General features: G+C 60.1%; 16 protein-coding genes. 8 read left to right on the top strand and 8 right to left on the bottom strand.

All coding sequences use genetic code 11. The features are described from left to right. Nucleotides 1-53 precede the first annotated feature (53 nt). The 3 genes from gmhB to glyQ are packed head-to-tail and all read right to left on the bottom strand — an operon-like array spanning nt 54 to nt 3602. Nucleotides 54-593: a D-glycero-beta-D-manno-heptose 1,7-bisphosphate 7-phosphatase gene (gmhB, locus tag AC3WMT_RS03440; protein ID WP_177431363.1), complete on the bottom strand. Its 540-nt coding sequence runs from the start codon at nt 591-593 to the stop codon at nt 54-56. 4 nt (nt 594-597) lie between these two features. Further along, nucleotides 598-2652 (bottom strand): glycine--tRNA ligase subunit beta, encoded by a 2055-nt coding sequence (gene glyS / locus AC3WMT_RS03435; RefSeq protein WP_103302876.1) that lies wholly within the window; start codon nt 2650-2652, stop codon nt 598-600. Next, the gene (gene glyQ / locus AC3WMT_RS03430) at nt 2649-3602 is read right to left on the bottom strand and encodes a glycine--tRNA ligase subunit alpha (RefSeq protein ID WP_025112261.1); all 954 of its coding nucleotides are present in this window, start codon (nt 3600-3602) and stop codon (nt 2649-2651) included. Before glyQ ends, glyS begins: the two co-directional genes overlap by 4 nt. An 80-nt stretch (nt 3603-3682) precedes the next feature. On the opposite strand from glyQ, the gene AC3WMT_RS03425 reads away from it, so the two are divergent. From AC3WMT_RS03425 to AC3WMT_RS03415, 3 genes are all read left to right on the top strand, one after another. Next, nucleotides 3683-4240 (top strand): DNA-3-methyladenine glycosylase I, encoded by a 558-nt coding sequence (locus AC3WMT_RS03425; RefSeq protein ID WP_103302877.1) that lies wholly within the window; start codon nt 3683-3685, stop codon nt 4238-4240. Between the two features lie 41 nt (nt 4241-4281). Further along, nucleotides 4282-5169, top strand: coding sequence for a lysophospholipid acyltransferase (locus tag AC3WMT_RS03420; RefSeq protein ID WP_064389687.1), 888 nt, complete (start codon nt 4282-4284; stop codon nt 5167-5169). A 108-nt stretch (nt 5170-5277) separates the two neighbouring features. Further along, nucleotides 5278-5517 (top strand): pilus assembly protein PilZ, encoded by a 240-nt coding sequence (locus AC3WMT_RS03415; RefSeq protein ID WP_103302878.1) that lies wholly within the window; start codon nt 5278-5280, stop codon nt 5515-5517. 1 nt (nt 5518) lies between these two features. Here the strand turns inward: AC3WMT_RS03415 and AC3WMT_RS03410 are convergent, their stop codons facing one another. The 5 genes from AC3WMT_RS03410 to def form a co-directional block, all read right to left on the bottom strand. Next, a complete protein-coding gene (locus tag AC3WMT_RS03410; protein WP_103302879.1) occupies nt 5519-5833 on the bottom strand; it encodes a tetratricopeptide repeat protein in 315 nt (104 codons plus the stop codon). A 168-nt stretch (nt 5834-6001) separates the two neighbouring features. After that, nucleotides 6002-7378, bottom strand: a complete 1377-nt coding sequence (gene trkA / locus AC3WMT_RS03405) for a Trk system potassium transporter TrkA (RefSeq protein ID WP_103302880.1) — start codon at nt 7376-7378, stop codon at nt 6002-6004. 22 nt (nt 7379-7400) lie between these two features. Further along, a complete protein-coding gene (gene rsmB, locus AC3WMT_RS03400; protein ID WP_103302881.1) occupies nt 7401-8711 on the bottom strand; it encodes a 16S rRNA (cytosine(967)-C(5))-methyltransferase RsmB in 1311 nt (436 codons plus the stop codon). Then, entirely contained in the window at nt 8708-9667 is a 960-nt protein-coding gene (gene fmt, locus AC3WMT_RS03395; protein WP_103302882.1) for a methionyl-tRNA formyltransferase, read from the bottom strand. Before fmt ends, rsmB begins: the two co-directional genes overlap by 4 nt. A 57-nt stretch (nt 9668-9724) precedes the next feature. After that, nucleotides 9725-10231 (bottom strand): peptide deformylase, encoded by a 507-nt coding sequence (gene def, locus AC3WMT_RS03390; protein WP_095182315.1) that lies wholly within the window; start codon nt 10229-10231, stop codon nt 9725-9727. A 158-nt stretch (nt 10232-10389) separates the two neighbouring features. Here def and AC3WMT_RS03385 point away from each other — a divergent pair, with 158 nt between their 5' ends. From AC3WMT_RS03385 to AC3WMT_RS03365, 5 genes are all read left to right on the top strand, one after another. Further along, nucleotides 10390-11415 (top strand): LysM peptidoglycan-binding domain-containing protein, encoded by a 1026-nt coding sequence (locus tag AC3WMT_RS03385; protein ID WP_103302883.1) that lies wholly within the window; start codon nt 10390-10392, stop codon nt 11413-11415. Nucleotides 11416-11495: 80 nt separating this feature from the next. Then, nucleotides 11496-12596 carry a DNA-processing protein DprA gene (dprA, locus tag AC3WMT_RS03380; protein WP_103302884.1) on the top strand — a complete coding sequence of 367 codons (1101 nt, stop codon included), beginning with the start codon at nt 11496-11498 and terminating at the stop codon, nt 12594-12596. 55 nt (nt 12597-12651) lie between these two features. Next, nucleotides 12652-13209 (top strand): L-threonylcarbamoyladenylate synthase type 1 TsaC, encoded by a 558-nt coding sequence (tsaC, locus tag AC3WMT_RS03375; RefSeq protein ID WP_103302885.1) that lies wholly within the window; start codon nt 12652-12654, stop codon nt 13207-13209. 296 nt (nt 13210-13505) lie between these two features. Next, the gene (locus AC3WMT_RS03370) at nt 13506-14150 is read left to right on the top strand and encodes a GNAT family N-acetyltransferase (RefSeq protein WP_256583478.1); all 645 of its coding nucleotides are present in this window, start codon (nt 13506-13508) and stop codon (nt 14148-14150) included. Then, a complete protein-coding gene (locus AC3WMT_RS03365) occupies nt 14128-14862 on the top strand; it encodes an iron-containing redox enzyme family protein (protein WP_103302887.1) in 735 nt (244 codons plus the stop codon). Before AC3WMT_RS03370 ends, AC3WMT_RS03365 begins: the two co-directional genes overlap by 23 nt. The last annotated feature ends 19 nt before the right edge of the window (nt 14863-14881 follow it).

Here is a 14881-nt window from a genome sequence, read left to right as displayed (position 1 = left end):
CGACTGTTCAAGCGCACTCCCGATCAATCCTGGTCAGGAATGTCAGAAGTACTCTAGTTGTGGATAAGTTCTGCGGCAATCGCCGCCAGATCGTCAAAAATCAGAGTGCCAACCGGCAGGGTTTTGCCCTGAGTCTTTTCGCCTTTCCCGGTCTTTACCAAAACTGGCTGTGAATCGACGGCTTTGGCGGCCTCCAGGTCACCAAGGCTGTCGCCGACGAACCAGACATTCTCAAGCGTCACGTTGTAATGCGCCGCGATGGTTTTCAACATGCCCGGTTTCGGTTTGCGGCAATCGCAACCTTCATCCGGCCCATGCGGGCAGTAAACGATCAGCCCGACTTCACCGCCCTGCTCCGCCACCAGCTCGCGCAGGCGCGCGTGCATGGCATCGAGGGTGGCGAGGTCGTAGTAGCCGCGAGCAATGCCCGACTGGTTGGTAGCCACTGCCACCGTCCAGCCGGCCTTGCTCAACTGCGCAATCGCCTCGATCGAGCCGGGCAACGGAATCCACTCCGACACTGACTTGATGTAAGCGTCGGAGTCGTAATTGATCACTCCGTCCCGATCGAGAATCAGCAGTTTCAACAGCAATCCCTCAACCCAGCAGCGAAATGTCGGCAACGCCGAGGAACAAGCCACGCAGACGCGCCAGCAGCGCGTAACGGTTGGCTCGAACCTTGGCGTCTTCGGCATTGACCATCACCGCGTCGAAGAACGCATCGACCGGCTCACGCAATGCCGCCAGGCGTGCGAGCGATTCGTTGTACTGACGCGCGGCGGCCATAGGCTGCACTGCCTGATCCGCTTGCTGGATCGCCGAGTACAGCGAGAACTCGTTGGCGTTGTCGAAGTATTTGGCTTCAACCACAGTCGGCACCGAGCCTTCAACTTTGCTTAACAGGTTCGAAACACGCTTGTTCACCGCCGCCAGCGCTGCCGCTTCCGGCAGTTTGCGGAAGGCCTGAACCGCTTGCACACGCTGGTCGAAGTCCAGCGCCGAACCTGGTTTCAGGGCACGAACCGACAGGTAAGTGGCGACATCGACGCCTTCGTCTTCGTAACGCGCACGCAGACGGTCGAAGATGAATTCCAGCACCGCTTCGTTGAGACCGGCAGCCTTGACCTTGGCACCGAACGCATTCACGGCGAAAGCCACGGCGTCGTTCAGGTCCAGATCGAGTTTCTTCTCGATCAGGATGCGCAGCACGCCCAGTGCCGCACGGCGCAGGGCATACGGGTCTTTGCTGCCGGTTGGCAGCATGCCGATACCGAAGATACCGACCAGGGTGTCGAGCTTGTCGGCGATGGCGACGGCCGCACCGGTCAGGGTCGCTGGCAGTTCTGCACCGGCACCACGAGGCATGTACTGTTCGTTCAGTGCCAGCGCGACGTCTTCCGGCTCGCCGTCATTGAGGGCGTAGTAGTAACCGGCAACACCTTGCATCTCCGGGAACTCGCCAACCATTTCGGTGGCCAGGTCGCACTTCGACAGCAGGCCTGCGCGGGCAGCCCACGAGGCGTTGCCGCCGATGCGCGCGGCGATGTACGCAGCCAGTCGGGAAACGCGTTCGGCCTTGTCGTAGACGCTGCCGAGTTTTTCCTGGAACACTACGTTCTGCAGGCGATCGTTGAAGGCTTCGAGCTTCTGCTTCTTGTCTTGCTTGAAGAAGAACTCGGCGTCGGTCAGACGTGGGCGAACCACTTTCTCGTTACCGGCGATGATCTGCTGCGGATCTTTGCTTTCGATGTTGGCCACAGTGATGAAACGTGGCAGCAACTTGCCGTCGGCATCCAGCAGGCAGAAGTACTTCTGGTTGTCCTGCATGGTGGTGATCAGCGCTTCCTGCGGTACGTCGAGGAAACGTTCCTCGAACGAGCACACCAGCGGCACCGGCCATTCGACCAGCGCGGTCACTTCGTCGAGCAGCGCTGGCGGAACGATTGCCGTGCCTTCCTGACGGGTGGCAAGTTCTTCGGTACGCTTGCTGATGATCTCGCGACGCTCGTTGGCATCGGCCAGTACATAAGCGGCACGCAGGTCAGCCAGGTAGCTCGACGGCGAACCGATGCGCACGCTTTCCGGGTGGTGGAAGCGGTGACCGCGCGAATCACGGCCAGCCTTCTGCGCGAGGATCGTGCAGTCGATGACCTGGTCACCGAGCAGCATCACCAGCCATTGGGTCGGACGCACGAATTCTTCCTTGCGCGCACCCCAACGCATGCGTTTCGGGATCGGCAGGTCGTTCAGCGAATCTTCGACGATGGTCGGCAGCAGGCTCGCGGTCGGCTTGCCGGCGATGCTCTGGCTGTAACGCAGTTTCGGACCGCTCTGGTCGATTTCGCTCAGCTCGACGCCGCACTTCTTGGCAAAACCCAAGGCAGCCTGAGTCGGGTTGCCGTCAGCGTCGAACGCCGCCTGACGTGGCGGGCCGTCGAGGTTGATGCTGCGATCCGGTTGCTGGGTAGCCAGCGCAGTGATCAGCACAGCCAGACGACGCGGTGCGGCGTAGACGGTTTTAGTCTCGTAGCTCAGGCCAGCCGCTTGCAGGCCCTTGTCGATACCGGCGAGGAACGCTTCAGCCAGAGTGTTCAGGGCTTTGGGTGGCAGTTCTTCGGTGCCCAGTTCAACCAGAAAATCTTGCGCACTCATTGTGCAGCCTCCAGCTTGGCCAGTACTTCGTCACGCAGGTCCGGGGTCGCCATCGGGAAGCCCAGCTTGGCGCGGGCCAGCAGGTAGGCTTGCGCAACGGAACGCGCCAGAGTGCGCACGCGCAGAATGTATTGCTGACGCGCAGTCACCGAGATCGCCCGGCGCGCATCCAGCAGGTTGAAGGTGTGCGACGCCTTCAGGACCATTTCGTAGCTTGGCAACGGCAGCGGCTGGTCTAGTTCGATCAGACGCTTGGCTTCGCTTTCATAGAAGTCGAACAGTTCGAACAGCTTGTCGACGTTGGCGTGTTCGAAGTTGTAAGTGGACTGCTCCACTTCGTTCTGGTGGAACACGTCGCCGTAGGTGACTTTGCCCATCGGGCCGTCAGCCCAGACCAGGTCGTAGACCGAGTCCACGCCTTGCAGGTACATCGCCAGACGCTCGAGACCGTAGGTGATCTCGCCGGTCACCGGGTAGCACTCGATGCCGCCCGCCTGCTGGAAGTAAGTGAACTGCGTCACTTCCATGCCGTTGAGCCAGACTTCCCAGCCCAGACCCCAGGCGCCGAGGGTCGGCGATTCCCAGTTGTCTTCGACGAAGCGAATGTCGTGGACCAGCGGGTCCAGGCCGACATGCTTGAGGGAGCCCAGATACAGTTCCTGGAAGTTGTCCGGGTTCGGCTTCAGGACTACCTGGAACTGATAGTAGTGCTGCAGACGGTTCGGGTTCTCGCCGTAACGGCCGTCAGTCGGACGGCGGCTTGGCTGCACGTACGCGGCGTTCCAGGTTTCCGGGCCGATGGCGCGCAGGAATGTCGCGGTGTGGAAAGTGCCGGCGCCTACTTCCATATCGTAGGGCTGAAGTACCACACAACCTTGCTCGGCCCAGTATTGCTGGAGCGCGAGGATCAAGTCTTGGAAGGTACGCACGGCTGGCGTAGGCTGGCTCACGAAATTCACCTGTTTCTTGGGCTGCGATTTAAAGAGCGGGAGTATACCCGATTCAGTCGCACCTCCACCCCTGGAGCCTTATGCCACGCTGCTTTTGGTGTACCGAAGATCCGCTGTACATGGCTTATCACGATCAGGAGTGGGGCACGCCGCTACGCGATGCGCAGGGTTTGTTCGAGTTGCTTTTGCTCGAAGGGTTCCAGGCCGGGCTGTCGTGGATCACCGTGTTGCGTAAACGCGAGCGCTATCGCGAGGTGTTGTTCGGCTTCGACGTACAGCGCGTGGCGCAGATGAGCGACGCCGAAATCGACGAATTGATGCTCGATCCGGGGATCATCCGCAACCGTCTCAAACTCAACGCCGCCCGGCGCAATGCCCAGGCCTGGCTGGCGCTGGAGGATCCGGTGGCGTTCCTCTGGTCGTTCGTCGGCGACCGACCGATCATCAATCATTTCAAGGATCGCAGCGAAGTCCCGGCGATCACCCCCGAAGCTGTGGCGATGAGTAAAGGCCTGAAAAAGGCCGGGTTTACGTTCGTCGGCCCGACCATTTGCTACGCGCTGATGCAGGCCTCGGGCATGGTCATGGATCACACGCAGGATTGCGACCGCTACGCGCAGCTCGTCAACGGCGGTTAGAATGGCCGCCTCGCGCATCGCACAAAGATCAGGAGTGACCTGTGGAAAAGTTTAAAGGCGCCCTGCTGGTAGGCGCTCTGCGGCTGTTTGCCCTGCTGCCATGGCGGGCCGTGCAGGCCGTGGGTTCGGCGATTGGCTGGATCATGTGGAAAACCCCCAACCGCTCCCGCGACGTGGTGCGGATCAACCTCGCCAAATGTTTTCCACAGATGGATCCGGCCGAACGTGAGCGTCTGGTCGGTCAGAGTCTGAAAGACATCGGCAAGTCCCTGACCGAAAGCGCCTGCGCGTGGATCTGGCCGGCGCAGCGCTCGATCGATCTGGTGCGCGAAGTCGAAGGCCTCGACATCCTCAAGGATGCGCTGGCCTCGGGCAAAGGCGTGGTCGGCATCACCAGCCACTTGGGCAACTGGGAAGTGCTCAACCACTTCTATTGCAGCCAGTGCAAACCGATCATTTTCTACCGTCCGCCAAAGTTGAAGGCTGTGGATGAATTGCTGCGCAAACAGCGCGTGCAACTGGGCAACAAAGTCGCTGCCTCCACCAAGGAAGGCATCCTCAGCGTCATCAAGGAAGTGCGCAAAGGTGGTGCAGTGGGCATTCCCGCTGACCCGGAACCGGCCGAATCCGCCGGGATCTTCGTGCCGTTCTTCGCCACTCAGGCACTGACCAGCAAATTCGTGCCGAACATGTTGGCGGGCGGCAAAGCGGTTGGCGTGTTCCTGCATGCGCTGCGCTTGCCTGACGGTTCCGGCTACAAAGTGATCCTCGAAGCCGCGCCAGAGGCCATGTACAGCACCGATACCGCCGAATCCTGCGCCGCGATGAGTAAAGTCGTCGAGCGCTATGTGGCGGCATATCCGAGCCAGTACATGTGGAGCATGAAGCGCTTCAAGAAACGTCCGCCGGGCGAAGAGCGCTGGTACTGACCCACTTGGCACACTCTGTGGATAACTTGTAGGAGCTGCCGCAGGCCGCGATCTTTTGATCTGGCTTCTGCGGTTATTCACACCCCGTTCATCGAAGGGCGCAGAAAGATGTCCGAACAACGCAAATCCTTCCGCATCAAGATCAGCCACGACAGCTTCGGCGAATGTCTCGGGCAGACGCGCAATCTGACGCCTGTCGGGGTATATGTGCAGCACCCGCGTCTGGCGTCGTTGCCCAAGGGCGCAGTGGTTTATGGCCAGGTGCAGGGTTTACCCACAGGTGCGCCACGGGTGCGGATGGAAGTGGTGACGGTGGATGCCGACGGCATCGGTCTTCGCTACCTTTGACTTACTGCGCCTGACGCTCGAGCTTCTTCAGAAACACCGTCATTTCCTTTTCGGCCTGCTTGTCGCCATGGGCGCGCGCGGCTTCCAGGCCGTGTTCCCATGCCTGCCGTGCGGCGGCGTGATCGCCCAGCGCGAGTTGCGCCTTGCCCAACAATTTCCACGCCGCTGAATACTTCGGATCAAAACCGACACAGCGTTCGAAGTGCTCGGCGGCCTTGGCGTTTTCGCCCAGATCCAGATAACCCTTGCCGAGGCCGAAGCGCAGCAGGGAGTTATCCACACCCTTGGCGAGCATTTTTTCCAGGGATTCGAGCATCGGTGGATTCCTTTTCTGGTGTTTCAGGGAAAATCTGTGGCGCCGCCATCGCTGGCAAGCCAGCTCCCACAGGGATCTTTGGTGTGCATCACATCTTTGAACAACCAAAAAAACTGTGGGAGCTGGCTTGCCAGCGATGGGGCCAGTGCAGGCACTGAAAAATCCGGATCAGAAGAAGCTCAACCCAACATGGAACAGCTTCTCCACATCGCGAATATGCTTTTTATCCACAAGGAACAGAATCACATGGTCGCCCGCTTCGATCACCGTGTCGTCATGGGCGATGATCACTTGTGCATTGCGGATCACCGCGCCAATCGTGGTGCCCGGCGGCAAACCGATCTTCTCGATCGGCTTGCCGATGACCTTGCTCGATTTCGCATCACCGTGGGCAATCGCCTCGATGGCCTCCGCCGCGCCGCGGCGCAATGAGTGCACGCTGACGATATCGCCCCGACGCACGTGGGCCAGCAGCGTGCCGATGGTCGCCAGTTGCGGGCTGATGGCGATGTCGATGTCGCCGCCCTGGATCAGGTCGACGTAGGCCGGGTTGTTGATGATCGTCATGACCTTCTTCGCCCCCAGCCGTTTCGCCAGCAGCGACGACATGATGTTGGCTTCGTCATCGTTGGTCAGGGCGAGGAAGATGTCGGCATCGGCGATGTTCTCTTCCAGCAGCAGATCGCGATCCGAAGCGCTGCCCTGCAACACCACGGTGCTGTCGAGGGTATCGGAGAGATAGCGGCAACGTGCCGGGTTCATCTCGATGATCTTCACCTGGTAGCGGCTTTCGATGGCCTCGGCCAGACGTTCGCCGATCTGCCCGCCGCCGGCAATGACGATGCGCTTGTAGGTCTCGTCGAGACGACGCATTTCGCTCATCACCGCGCGAATATTCTCACGGGCAGCGATGAAGAAGACTTCGTCATCAGCCTCGATCACCGTGTCGCCCTGCGGCAGGATCGGCCGGTCGCGGCGGAAAATCGCGGCGACGCGGGTCTCGACATTCGGCATGTGCTCGCGTAGCTGGCGCAGTTGCTGGCCTACAAGCGGCCCGCCGTAATAGGCGCGCACTGCCACCAGTTGCGCCGCACCGTCGGCGAAGTCGATCACCTGCAAGGCGCCGGGATGCTGGATCAGGCGCTTGATGTAGTTGGTAACAACCTGCTCGGGACTGATCAGCACGTCGACCGGAATCGCTTCGTTCTGGAACAGCTGCTCTTCGCGATTGAGGTAGGACGCTTCGCGCACACGGGCGATCTTGGTCGGCGTGTGGAAAAGCGTGTGGGCAACCTGGCAGGCGACCATGTTGGTCTCGTCGCTGTTGGTCACCGCGACCAGCATGTCGGCGTCGTCGGCGCCGGCCTGACGCAGCACCGATGGCAGCGAGCCACGGCCCTGCACGGTGCGGATATCGAGGCGGTCGCCGAGGTCGCGCAGGCGCTCGCCGTCGGTGTCGACCACGGTGATGTCGTTGGCTTCGCTGGCCAGATGTTCCGCCAGCGAACCGCCGACCTGCCCTGCACCGAGGATGATGATTTTCATCCAGTCACTCCATTGAATCCGTTTAGCCGCGCGCGGCAGCGATCTTGATCAGCTTTGCGTAGTAGAAACCGTCATGCCCGCCCTGTTGGGCCAGCAATTGGCGACCGTGGGGCTGTTTGATTCCGGCAGTCGTGGCCAGATCCAGCTCCCGGGCACCTGGCGTGCGCTCAAGGAACGCGGCAATCACCTCGGTGTTCTCGGTCGGCAGCGTCGAGCAGGTGGCGTAAAGCAGGATGCCGCCCACTTCGAGGGTTTTCCACATGGCGTCGAGCAGCTCGCCTTGCAGTTGTGCGAGGGCGACGATGTCGTCTGGCTGACGGGTCAGCTTGATGTCCGGATGGCGACGGATCACGCCAGTGGCCGAGCACGGCGCGTCGAGCAGAATGCGCTGGAACGGTTTGCCGTCCCACCACTTTTCAGTATCGCGACCGTCGGCGGCGATCAGTTCGGCGTTGAGGCCGAGGCGCTCGAGGTTTTCCTTCACGCGCACCAGACGCTTGGCTTCCAGATCTACTGCCACCACGCCGGCCAGCGCCGTTTCGGCTTCGAGGATGTGGCAGGTCTTGCCACCCGGCGCGCAGCAGGCGTCGAGCACGCGTTGCCCTGGCGCCAGATCGAGCAGGTCGGCGGCCAACTGCGCGGCTTCGTCCTGCACGCTGATCCAGCCCTCGGCGAAACCCGGCAGGCTGCGCACATCAGCAGCGGCTTCAAGAATGATGCCGTCGCGGCTGTAGACACATGGCGTTGCGGCGATTCCGGCGTCGGTCAGCAGACCGAGGTAGGCGTCGCGGCTGTGATGGCGGCGGTTGACCCGCAGGATCATCGGTGGATGCGCGTTATTCGCCGCACAAATGGCTTCCCATTGCTCGGGCCAGAAGGCTTTCAGGGATTTTTGCAGCCAGCGCGGGTGGGCGGTGCGCACTACCGGATCGCGCTCCAGCTCGGCGAAAATCGTTTCGCTTTCGCGCTGGGCGTTGCGCAGCACGGCATTGAGCAGACCCTTGGCCCAGGGCTTTTTCAGCTTGTCGGCGCAACCCACGGTTTCGCCGATGGCGGCGTGGGCTGGCACGCGGGTGTAGAGCAACTGGTAGAGGCCGACCAGCAGTAGCGCCTCGACATCGGCGTCAGCTGCCTTGAACGGCTTCTGCAGGAGTTTTTCTGCCAGTGCCGACAGGCGTGGCTGCCAGCGGGCGGTGCCGAACGCCAGATCCTGAGTGAAGCCGCGATCGCGGTCCTCGACCTTGTCCAGTTGCGTCGGCAGGGAACTGTTCAGCGAGGCTTTGCCGCTGAGCACGGCGGCAAGTGCCTTGGCGGCGGCCAGACGCGGGTTCATTGCACGTCCACCACTGCGCCGAGGACGGTGCCAACAGCGAATTTCTCGCGACGGCTGTTGAACAGGTCGCTGAAGTTCAGCGCCTTGCCGCCGGGCAATTGCAGACGGGTCAGGCACAGTGCTTGTTCGCCGCAGGCGACGATAAGGCCGTCCTTGCTGGCGCTGAGGATGGTGCCCGGCGCGCCTTTACCGTCGGCGATTGTCGCCGCCAGCACTTTCAGCGCCTCACCGTTGAGGGTGCTGTGGGTAATCGGCCATGGATTGAAGGCGCGGACCAGGCGTTCCAGCTCAACCGCCGGACGGCTCCAGTCGATGCGTGCTTCGTCTTTATTCAATTTGTGCGCGTAGGTCGCGAGTTCGTCATTCTGCACTTCGCCTTCCAGCGTCCCGGCTGCGAGGCCCGCAATCGCTTGCACCACGGCTGGCGGACCCATCTCGGCGAGACGGTCATGCAGGCTTCCGCCGGTATCTTCGGCACTGATTGGCGTAACGACTTTGAGCAGCATCGGCCCGGTGTCGAGACCGGCTTCCATGCGCATCACGGTCACGCCGCTTTCGGCATCACCGTGTTCCACGGCGCGCTGGATCGGCGCCGCACCGCGCCAGCGCGGCAGCAATGAGGCGTGGCTGTTGATGCAGCCCAGACGCGGAATATCCAGCACCACTTGCGGCAGGATCAAGCCGTAGGCGACTACCACCATCAAATCCGGCTTCAGTGCGGCGAGTTCAGCCTGAGCGTCAGCGTTGCGCAACGTCGGCGGCTGCAACACCTGGATATTATTTTCCAGCGCCAGCTGTTTAACCGGGCTCGGCATCAGTTTTTGTCCGCGACCGGCCGGACGATCCGGTTGGGTGTAGACCGCAACGATCTCGTAAGGGCTGTTCAGCAGGGCCTTGAGGTGTTCGGCGGCGAATTCCGGGGTGCCGGCAAAAACGATGCGCAGTGGCTCAGTCATTCAGGGAGTCTCATAAAAAGAAAAAGGCTTGCCGCAGCAAGCCTTTGAAGGAGGGCATCAAGCGTTCTGGCGATGCAGCTTTTCCAGTTTCTTCTTGATCCGGTCGCGTTTGAGCGTGGACAGGTAATCGACGAACAGTTTGCCGTTGAGGTGGTCGCATTCGTGCTGGATGCACACCGCGAGCAGGCCTTCGGCGATCAGTTCATAGGGCTTGCCGTCGCGGTCCAGCGCCTTGATCTTGACCTTCTGCGGGCGGTCGACGTTTTCGTAGAAACCCGGCACCGAGAGGCAGCCTTCCTGGTACTGATCCATCTCGTCGGTCAGCGATTCGAACTCGGGGTTGATGAACACACGGGGTTCGGTGCGGTCTTCGGAAAGGTCCATCACGACGATACGTTTGTGCACGTTGACCTGGGTCGCGGCAAGGCCGATGCCCGGCGCTTCATACATTGTTTCAAACATGTCATCGACCAACTGACGCACTTCGTCGTCCACTACAGCCACAGGCTTGGCGATAGTACGCAGACGCGGGTCCGGGAATTCGAGGATGTTTAAAATGGCCATAGGCTGATTGCTGCACGTATTGAGTAAAGTCGGGTCGATGGCCTGGCAGGTCCGAAGATGCAGGCTACCGTTGTGAAGCGTAGCTGCTGCAATTGCAGGAGCGAGCCACGGGGGCTCTGACGATTCACGCGAGTGCACATGATAAAGGGATTCACTGCATGAGGAAAACACTACTCGCCCTGCTGCTGTTGGCCTCGGCCGGCGCTGCGCAAGGGCAAGTGCAACTCAGGGATGGTTTTCCACAGCAATACACGGTGGTTTCGGGGGACACGCTCTGGGACATTTCCGGCAAATACCTGCGCGAGCCCTGGCAGTGGCCACAACTGTGGCGGGCCAACCCGCAGATCGAAAACCCCAATCTGATCTATCCCGGCGACACGCTGACGCTCAGTTACGTCGATGGCCAGCCGCGCCTGACCGTCAATCGCGGCGAGTCACGCGGCACCATCAAGCTGTCGCCGCGTATCCGCACCAGCCCGGTGGCCGAGGCGATTCCGAGCATCCCGCTGAAATCGATCAACAGCTTTCTGCTGAGCAATCGCATCGTCGACAAGGTCGAGGATTTCGACAAGGCGCCGTACATCGTCGCTGGCGATGCCGAACGCGTGCTCAGCGGCACCGGCGACCGGATCTTCGCGCGTGGCCATTTCGACCCGAATCAGCCGGTCTACGGCATCTTCCGCCAGGGCAAGGTCTACACCGATCCGCAGACCAAGGAGTTCCTGGGGATCAACGCCGATGACATCGGTGGCGGTGAGATCGTTGCCACTGAAGGCGATGTCGCCACCCTCGCCCTGCAACGCACCACCCAGGAAGTGCGCCTCGGTGACCGCTTGTTCAGCGGCGAGGAGCGCTCGATCAATTCGACCTTCATGCCCAGCGCACCGACCAGCAATATCAACGGCGTGATCATCGACGTGCCACGCGGCGTCACCCAGATCGGCGTGATGGACGTGGTCACCCTGAACAAGGGCAAACGCGACGGGCTCGCCGAGGGCAATGTGCTGGTGGTCATGAAAACCGGCGAAACCGTGCGCGACCGGGTCACCGGCCAACCGCTGAAAATCCCCGACGAACGGGCAGGATTGCTGATGGTGTTCCGCACCTACGACAAACTCAGTTACGGCCTCGTGCTCAATGCATCGCGCTCGCTGGCGGTGCTCGACAAGGTGCGAAATCCGTAAGCATGCTTCACAAGTTACCAACAGAGTTATCCACAGCTTGTTCCGAATAATTCGGGGCTTATAACGATCAAGGATGATCCATGACGCTGTCTGTCTGTACGCCGGTTTCCCCTGCGGAACTGGAAGCGCGCCTGCGCCTGCATCGCTTGCCGGAAATCGGTCCGAAGCGATTTGCCAAATTGCTCGAAGCCTTCGGCTCGGCGTCAAAAGCCATCAGCGCGCCGGCGAGCGCCTGGCGCTCACTGGGTTTACCGGCGGTGTCAGCCGAAGCGCGGCGCAGCCCCGAGGTGCGCGACGGCGCCAGCCATGCAATGCGCTGGCTAGAGCGGCCGGGACAACATTTGCTGATGTGGGATCAGGCGGATTATCCGGCGCTTCTGGCGCAGATTGCCGATCCGCCACCGCTGCTGTTCGTGGCCGGAGATCCGCTGATTCTGGAAAAGCCGCAACTGGCAATGGTCGGCAGCCGCAGTGCTTCGCGGCCGGGAATGGACACCGCCGCAGCGTTTTCCCGCAGCCTGGCAGGGGCCGGTTTTGTCATCACCAGCGGCCTGGCCTTGGGGATTGATGCGGCGGCGCACCAGGCGGCGCTGGATGTCGGCGGGCTCACGGTCGGAGTGTTGGGCACCGGTCTGGAAAAGTTTTATCCACAGCGCAATCGGCGGCTGGCTGAGGCGATGATCGCCTCCGGCAGCGCGGTGCTTTCAGAGTTTCCGCTGGACGCCGGGCCGAGCGCGAGCAACTTTCCGCGACGCAACCGGATCATCAGTGGTTTGTCCCTGGGTGTGCTGGTGGTTGAGGCGAGTGTTGCCAGTGGCTCGTTGATCACCGCACGGCTGGCGGCCGAACAGGGGCGAGAGGTTTACGCCATTCCCGGGTCGATCCATCACCCCGGCGCGCGCGGTTGCCACCAGTTGATCCGCGACGGCGCGGTGCTGGTGGAAACCATCGAACATATCCTCGAAGCCCTGCGTGGCTGGCAGCATCTGCCACACTGCGCAGAAACTTCGAAACCCGATCATCCGTTGCTTGCTCTGCTTCACGCGGCGCCGCACACCAGTGAGGCATTGGCCGACAGCAGTGGCTGGTCCTTGCCCAAAGTCCTGGCGGCCCTTACCGAACTGGAAATGGATGGCCGCGCCGCGAGTGAAAACGGCCGCTGGTTTGCGCGGGTGAGCTAGGTTTTACAAGGAAGATCGGTAAACTGCGCGAAACCTGTTTGTGGAGAGTTTTTTCATGGTCAACAGTTGGCGTGTGCAACAAGCCGCACGAGAGATTCGCGCCGGGGCGGTGATTGCCTATCCAACCGAAGCCGTCTGGGGGCTGGGTTGCGACCCGTGGAACGAAGACGCGGTGGATCGGCTGCTGGCGATCAAGAATCGCTCGGTCGACAAGGGACTGATCCTGGTCGCCGACAACATTCGCCAGTTCGATTTCCTGTTCGAAGACTTCCCGCAAGAGTGGATCGACCGCATGGCCAGCACTTGGCCGGGGCCGAATACCTGGCTGGTGCCCCATCAGAACCTGCTGCCGGAGTGGGTCACCGGAGTGCACGATACCGTGGCGCTGCGAGTCAGTGATCACCCGCAGGTACGTGATTTGTGCTCGATGGTCGGGCCGTTGATCTCCACGTCGGCCAACCCGCAGGGGCGGCCGGCGGCGCGTACGCGGCTGCGGGTCGAGCAGTATTTCCGTGGGCAGATCGATTTGATCCTGGGTGGCCAGTTGGGCGGTCGCAAGAATCCCAGTGTCATCCGTGATCTGGCCACCGGTAATGTAATTCGTCCAGACTGACATCACTTAGAACTTCATGTATTGAGTGCTCTTCGGCTTTTATAGCGAGGAGTACTACGCATGTCTGCGATTTATCCTTCAAGTAATTAACCGAGTTAAACACTTCGTTGTTTTGTTCTTTTCCATACGCGTAAGAATAATCGGTAAGTATTCATTTTCAGTAACTTTTCCCACGTCATTATCAGAAGTCGCGCAGTGGCGATATTTCTAAAAGCATCCATTATTCCAATGCGCCAAGGAAACTTCGATAAGTCAACGTCTGCGGAGAAGGAATGGATACTACGGATTTGCAACTCATGGATTATCTGCAGTCACTTCAGGCAACCTTGAGCAGTCGCCATGAAGATTGTCGCGTCATTACTCTTGATGCGGGTTCAGACACGCAAGAGTTTGAACGATTCATTGGTCGGCAGTTTCGCCTGCGATTGCAACATTACATGCTGACCTCCCGGGCCCGGATGCTTGAAAAGCGGCTCGGGATCACGTCGCGCAGTACGCACTTCCTGCTTTATCAGCATGACCACCTTGTGGCGGTATTAAGGGTAACGCCTGCGCCGTTCGAGTGGGCGTCACTGGCGCATCGGCATGTTTCTCCCACCGTGGCGTTGTCGCGCCATGTCGAGTTCAGCCGCTTGATTACTCACTCGCGAACCCATCTGCCCGTGCCGATCACCTGCCTGCTGGCAGCCGCCACAGCGTGGGCAATCAACCATGGATATCAAGGCGTCACTGCCTTGTGCCGAACGCCGCAACGGCGACTGTTCCAGCGATTCGGCCTGACACCGATCACCTCCGACGCCCTGCAAATCGAGCAACGCGCTCGCGGTGGCTACTGGCTGCTATCCGCGCAATGGCAGCAGATCCTTGCGGCTGTACAACAACCTGACCACGCCACCGTAGACCAACCGGAGCACCACAATGAATGCGCCACTCAGCTTTGAACAACAGTTGATCCAGCTTGATAACCGAATCGAAAAAGCATGGGCCGAGATACTCAATGGTTCTCGCTTGGTAAAAGCCATACGTGAAGGTCGTGTGTCCAAAGCCTTATATGCGATTTACATGATCGAAACCTTTCACTACACCGCGCACAATGCGCGAAACCAGGGACTGGTCGGTGTGCGTCATGCCGATAACCCGGTCTATGCAAAGTTCTGTTTTGAGCACGCAGCGCAAGAAGTAGGTCATGAAAAAATGGCCCTGCATGATGTCATGAGTCTTGGACTCAAGAATGAGAGTTTCGATATACCCCCGGCACTTCCGGCAACCGAAGTATTGATTGCCTATTTGTACTGGATATCGTTCACCGGTAATCCACTACAACGCCTCGGATACAGTTATTGGGCGGAAAATGCCTATCAATTCATCACGCCGCTAATCAATAAATTGAGCGAAACGCTGTCATTGAAATCGGCGCAATTGACGTTCTTCGTTGCTCACTCCGATATTGATGTCGAACACTTCAACGAAATAAAAGTCATCCTGCAACGTACGTGCAAGCGCCAGTGCGACTGGGACGCCATTGCCAATGTGATGGAAACCAGCTTGCGCCTGACCGGCAATATGCTTGAAGCCGTTTATGAGCAATATGAGGCCTGGCAAAACGACCTCGCGCCGCGTTATGACTTTCTCCATGCACTGGCCGACTCATGAGGCTCCTGCGGCGATTTCC

The organism is Pseudomonas sp. FW305-7 (assembly GCF_058786735.1).
Note: the sequence above shows the minus strand (reverse complement) of the source record. Positions and strands in the feature narration are given on the sequence as shown.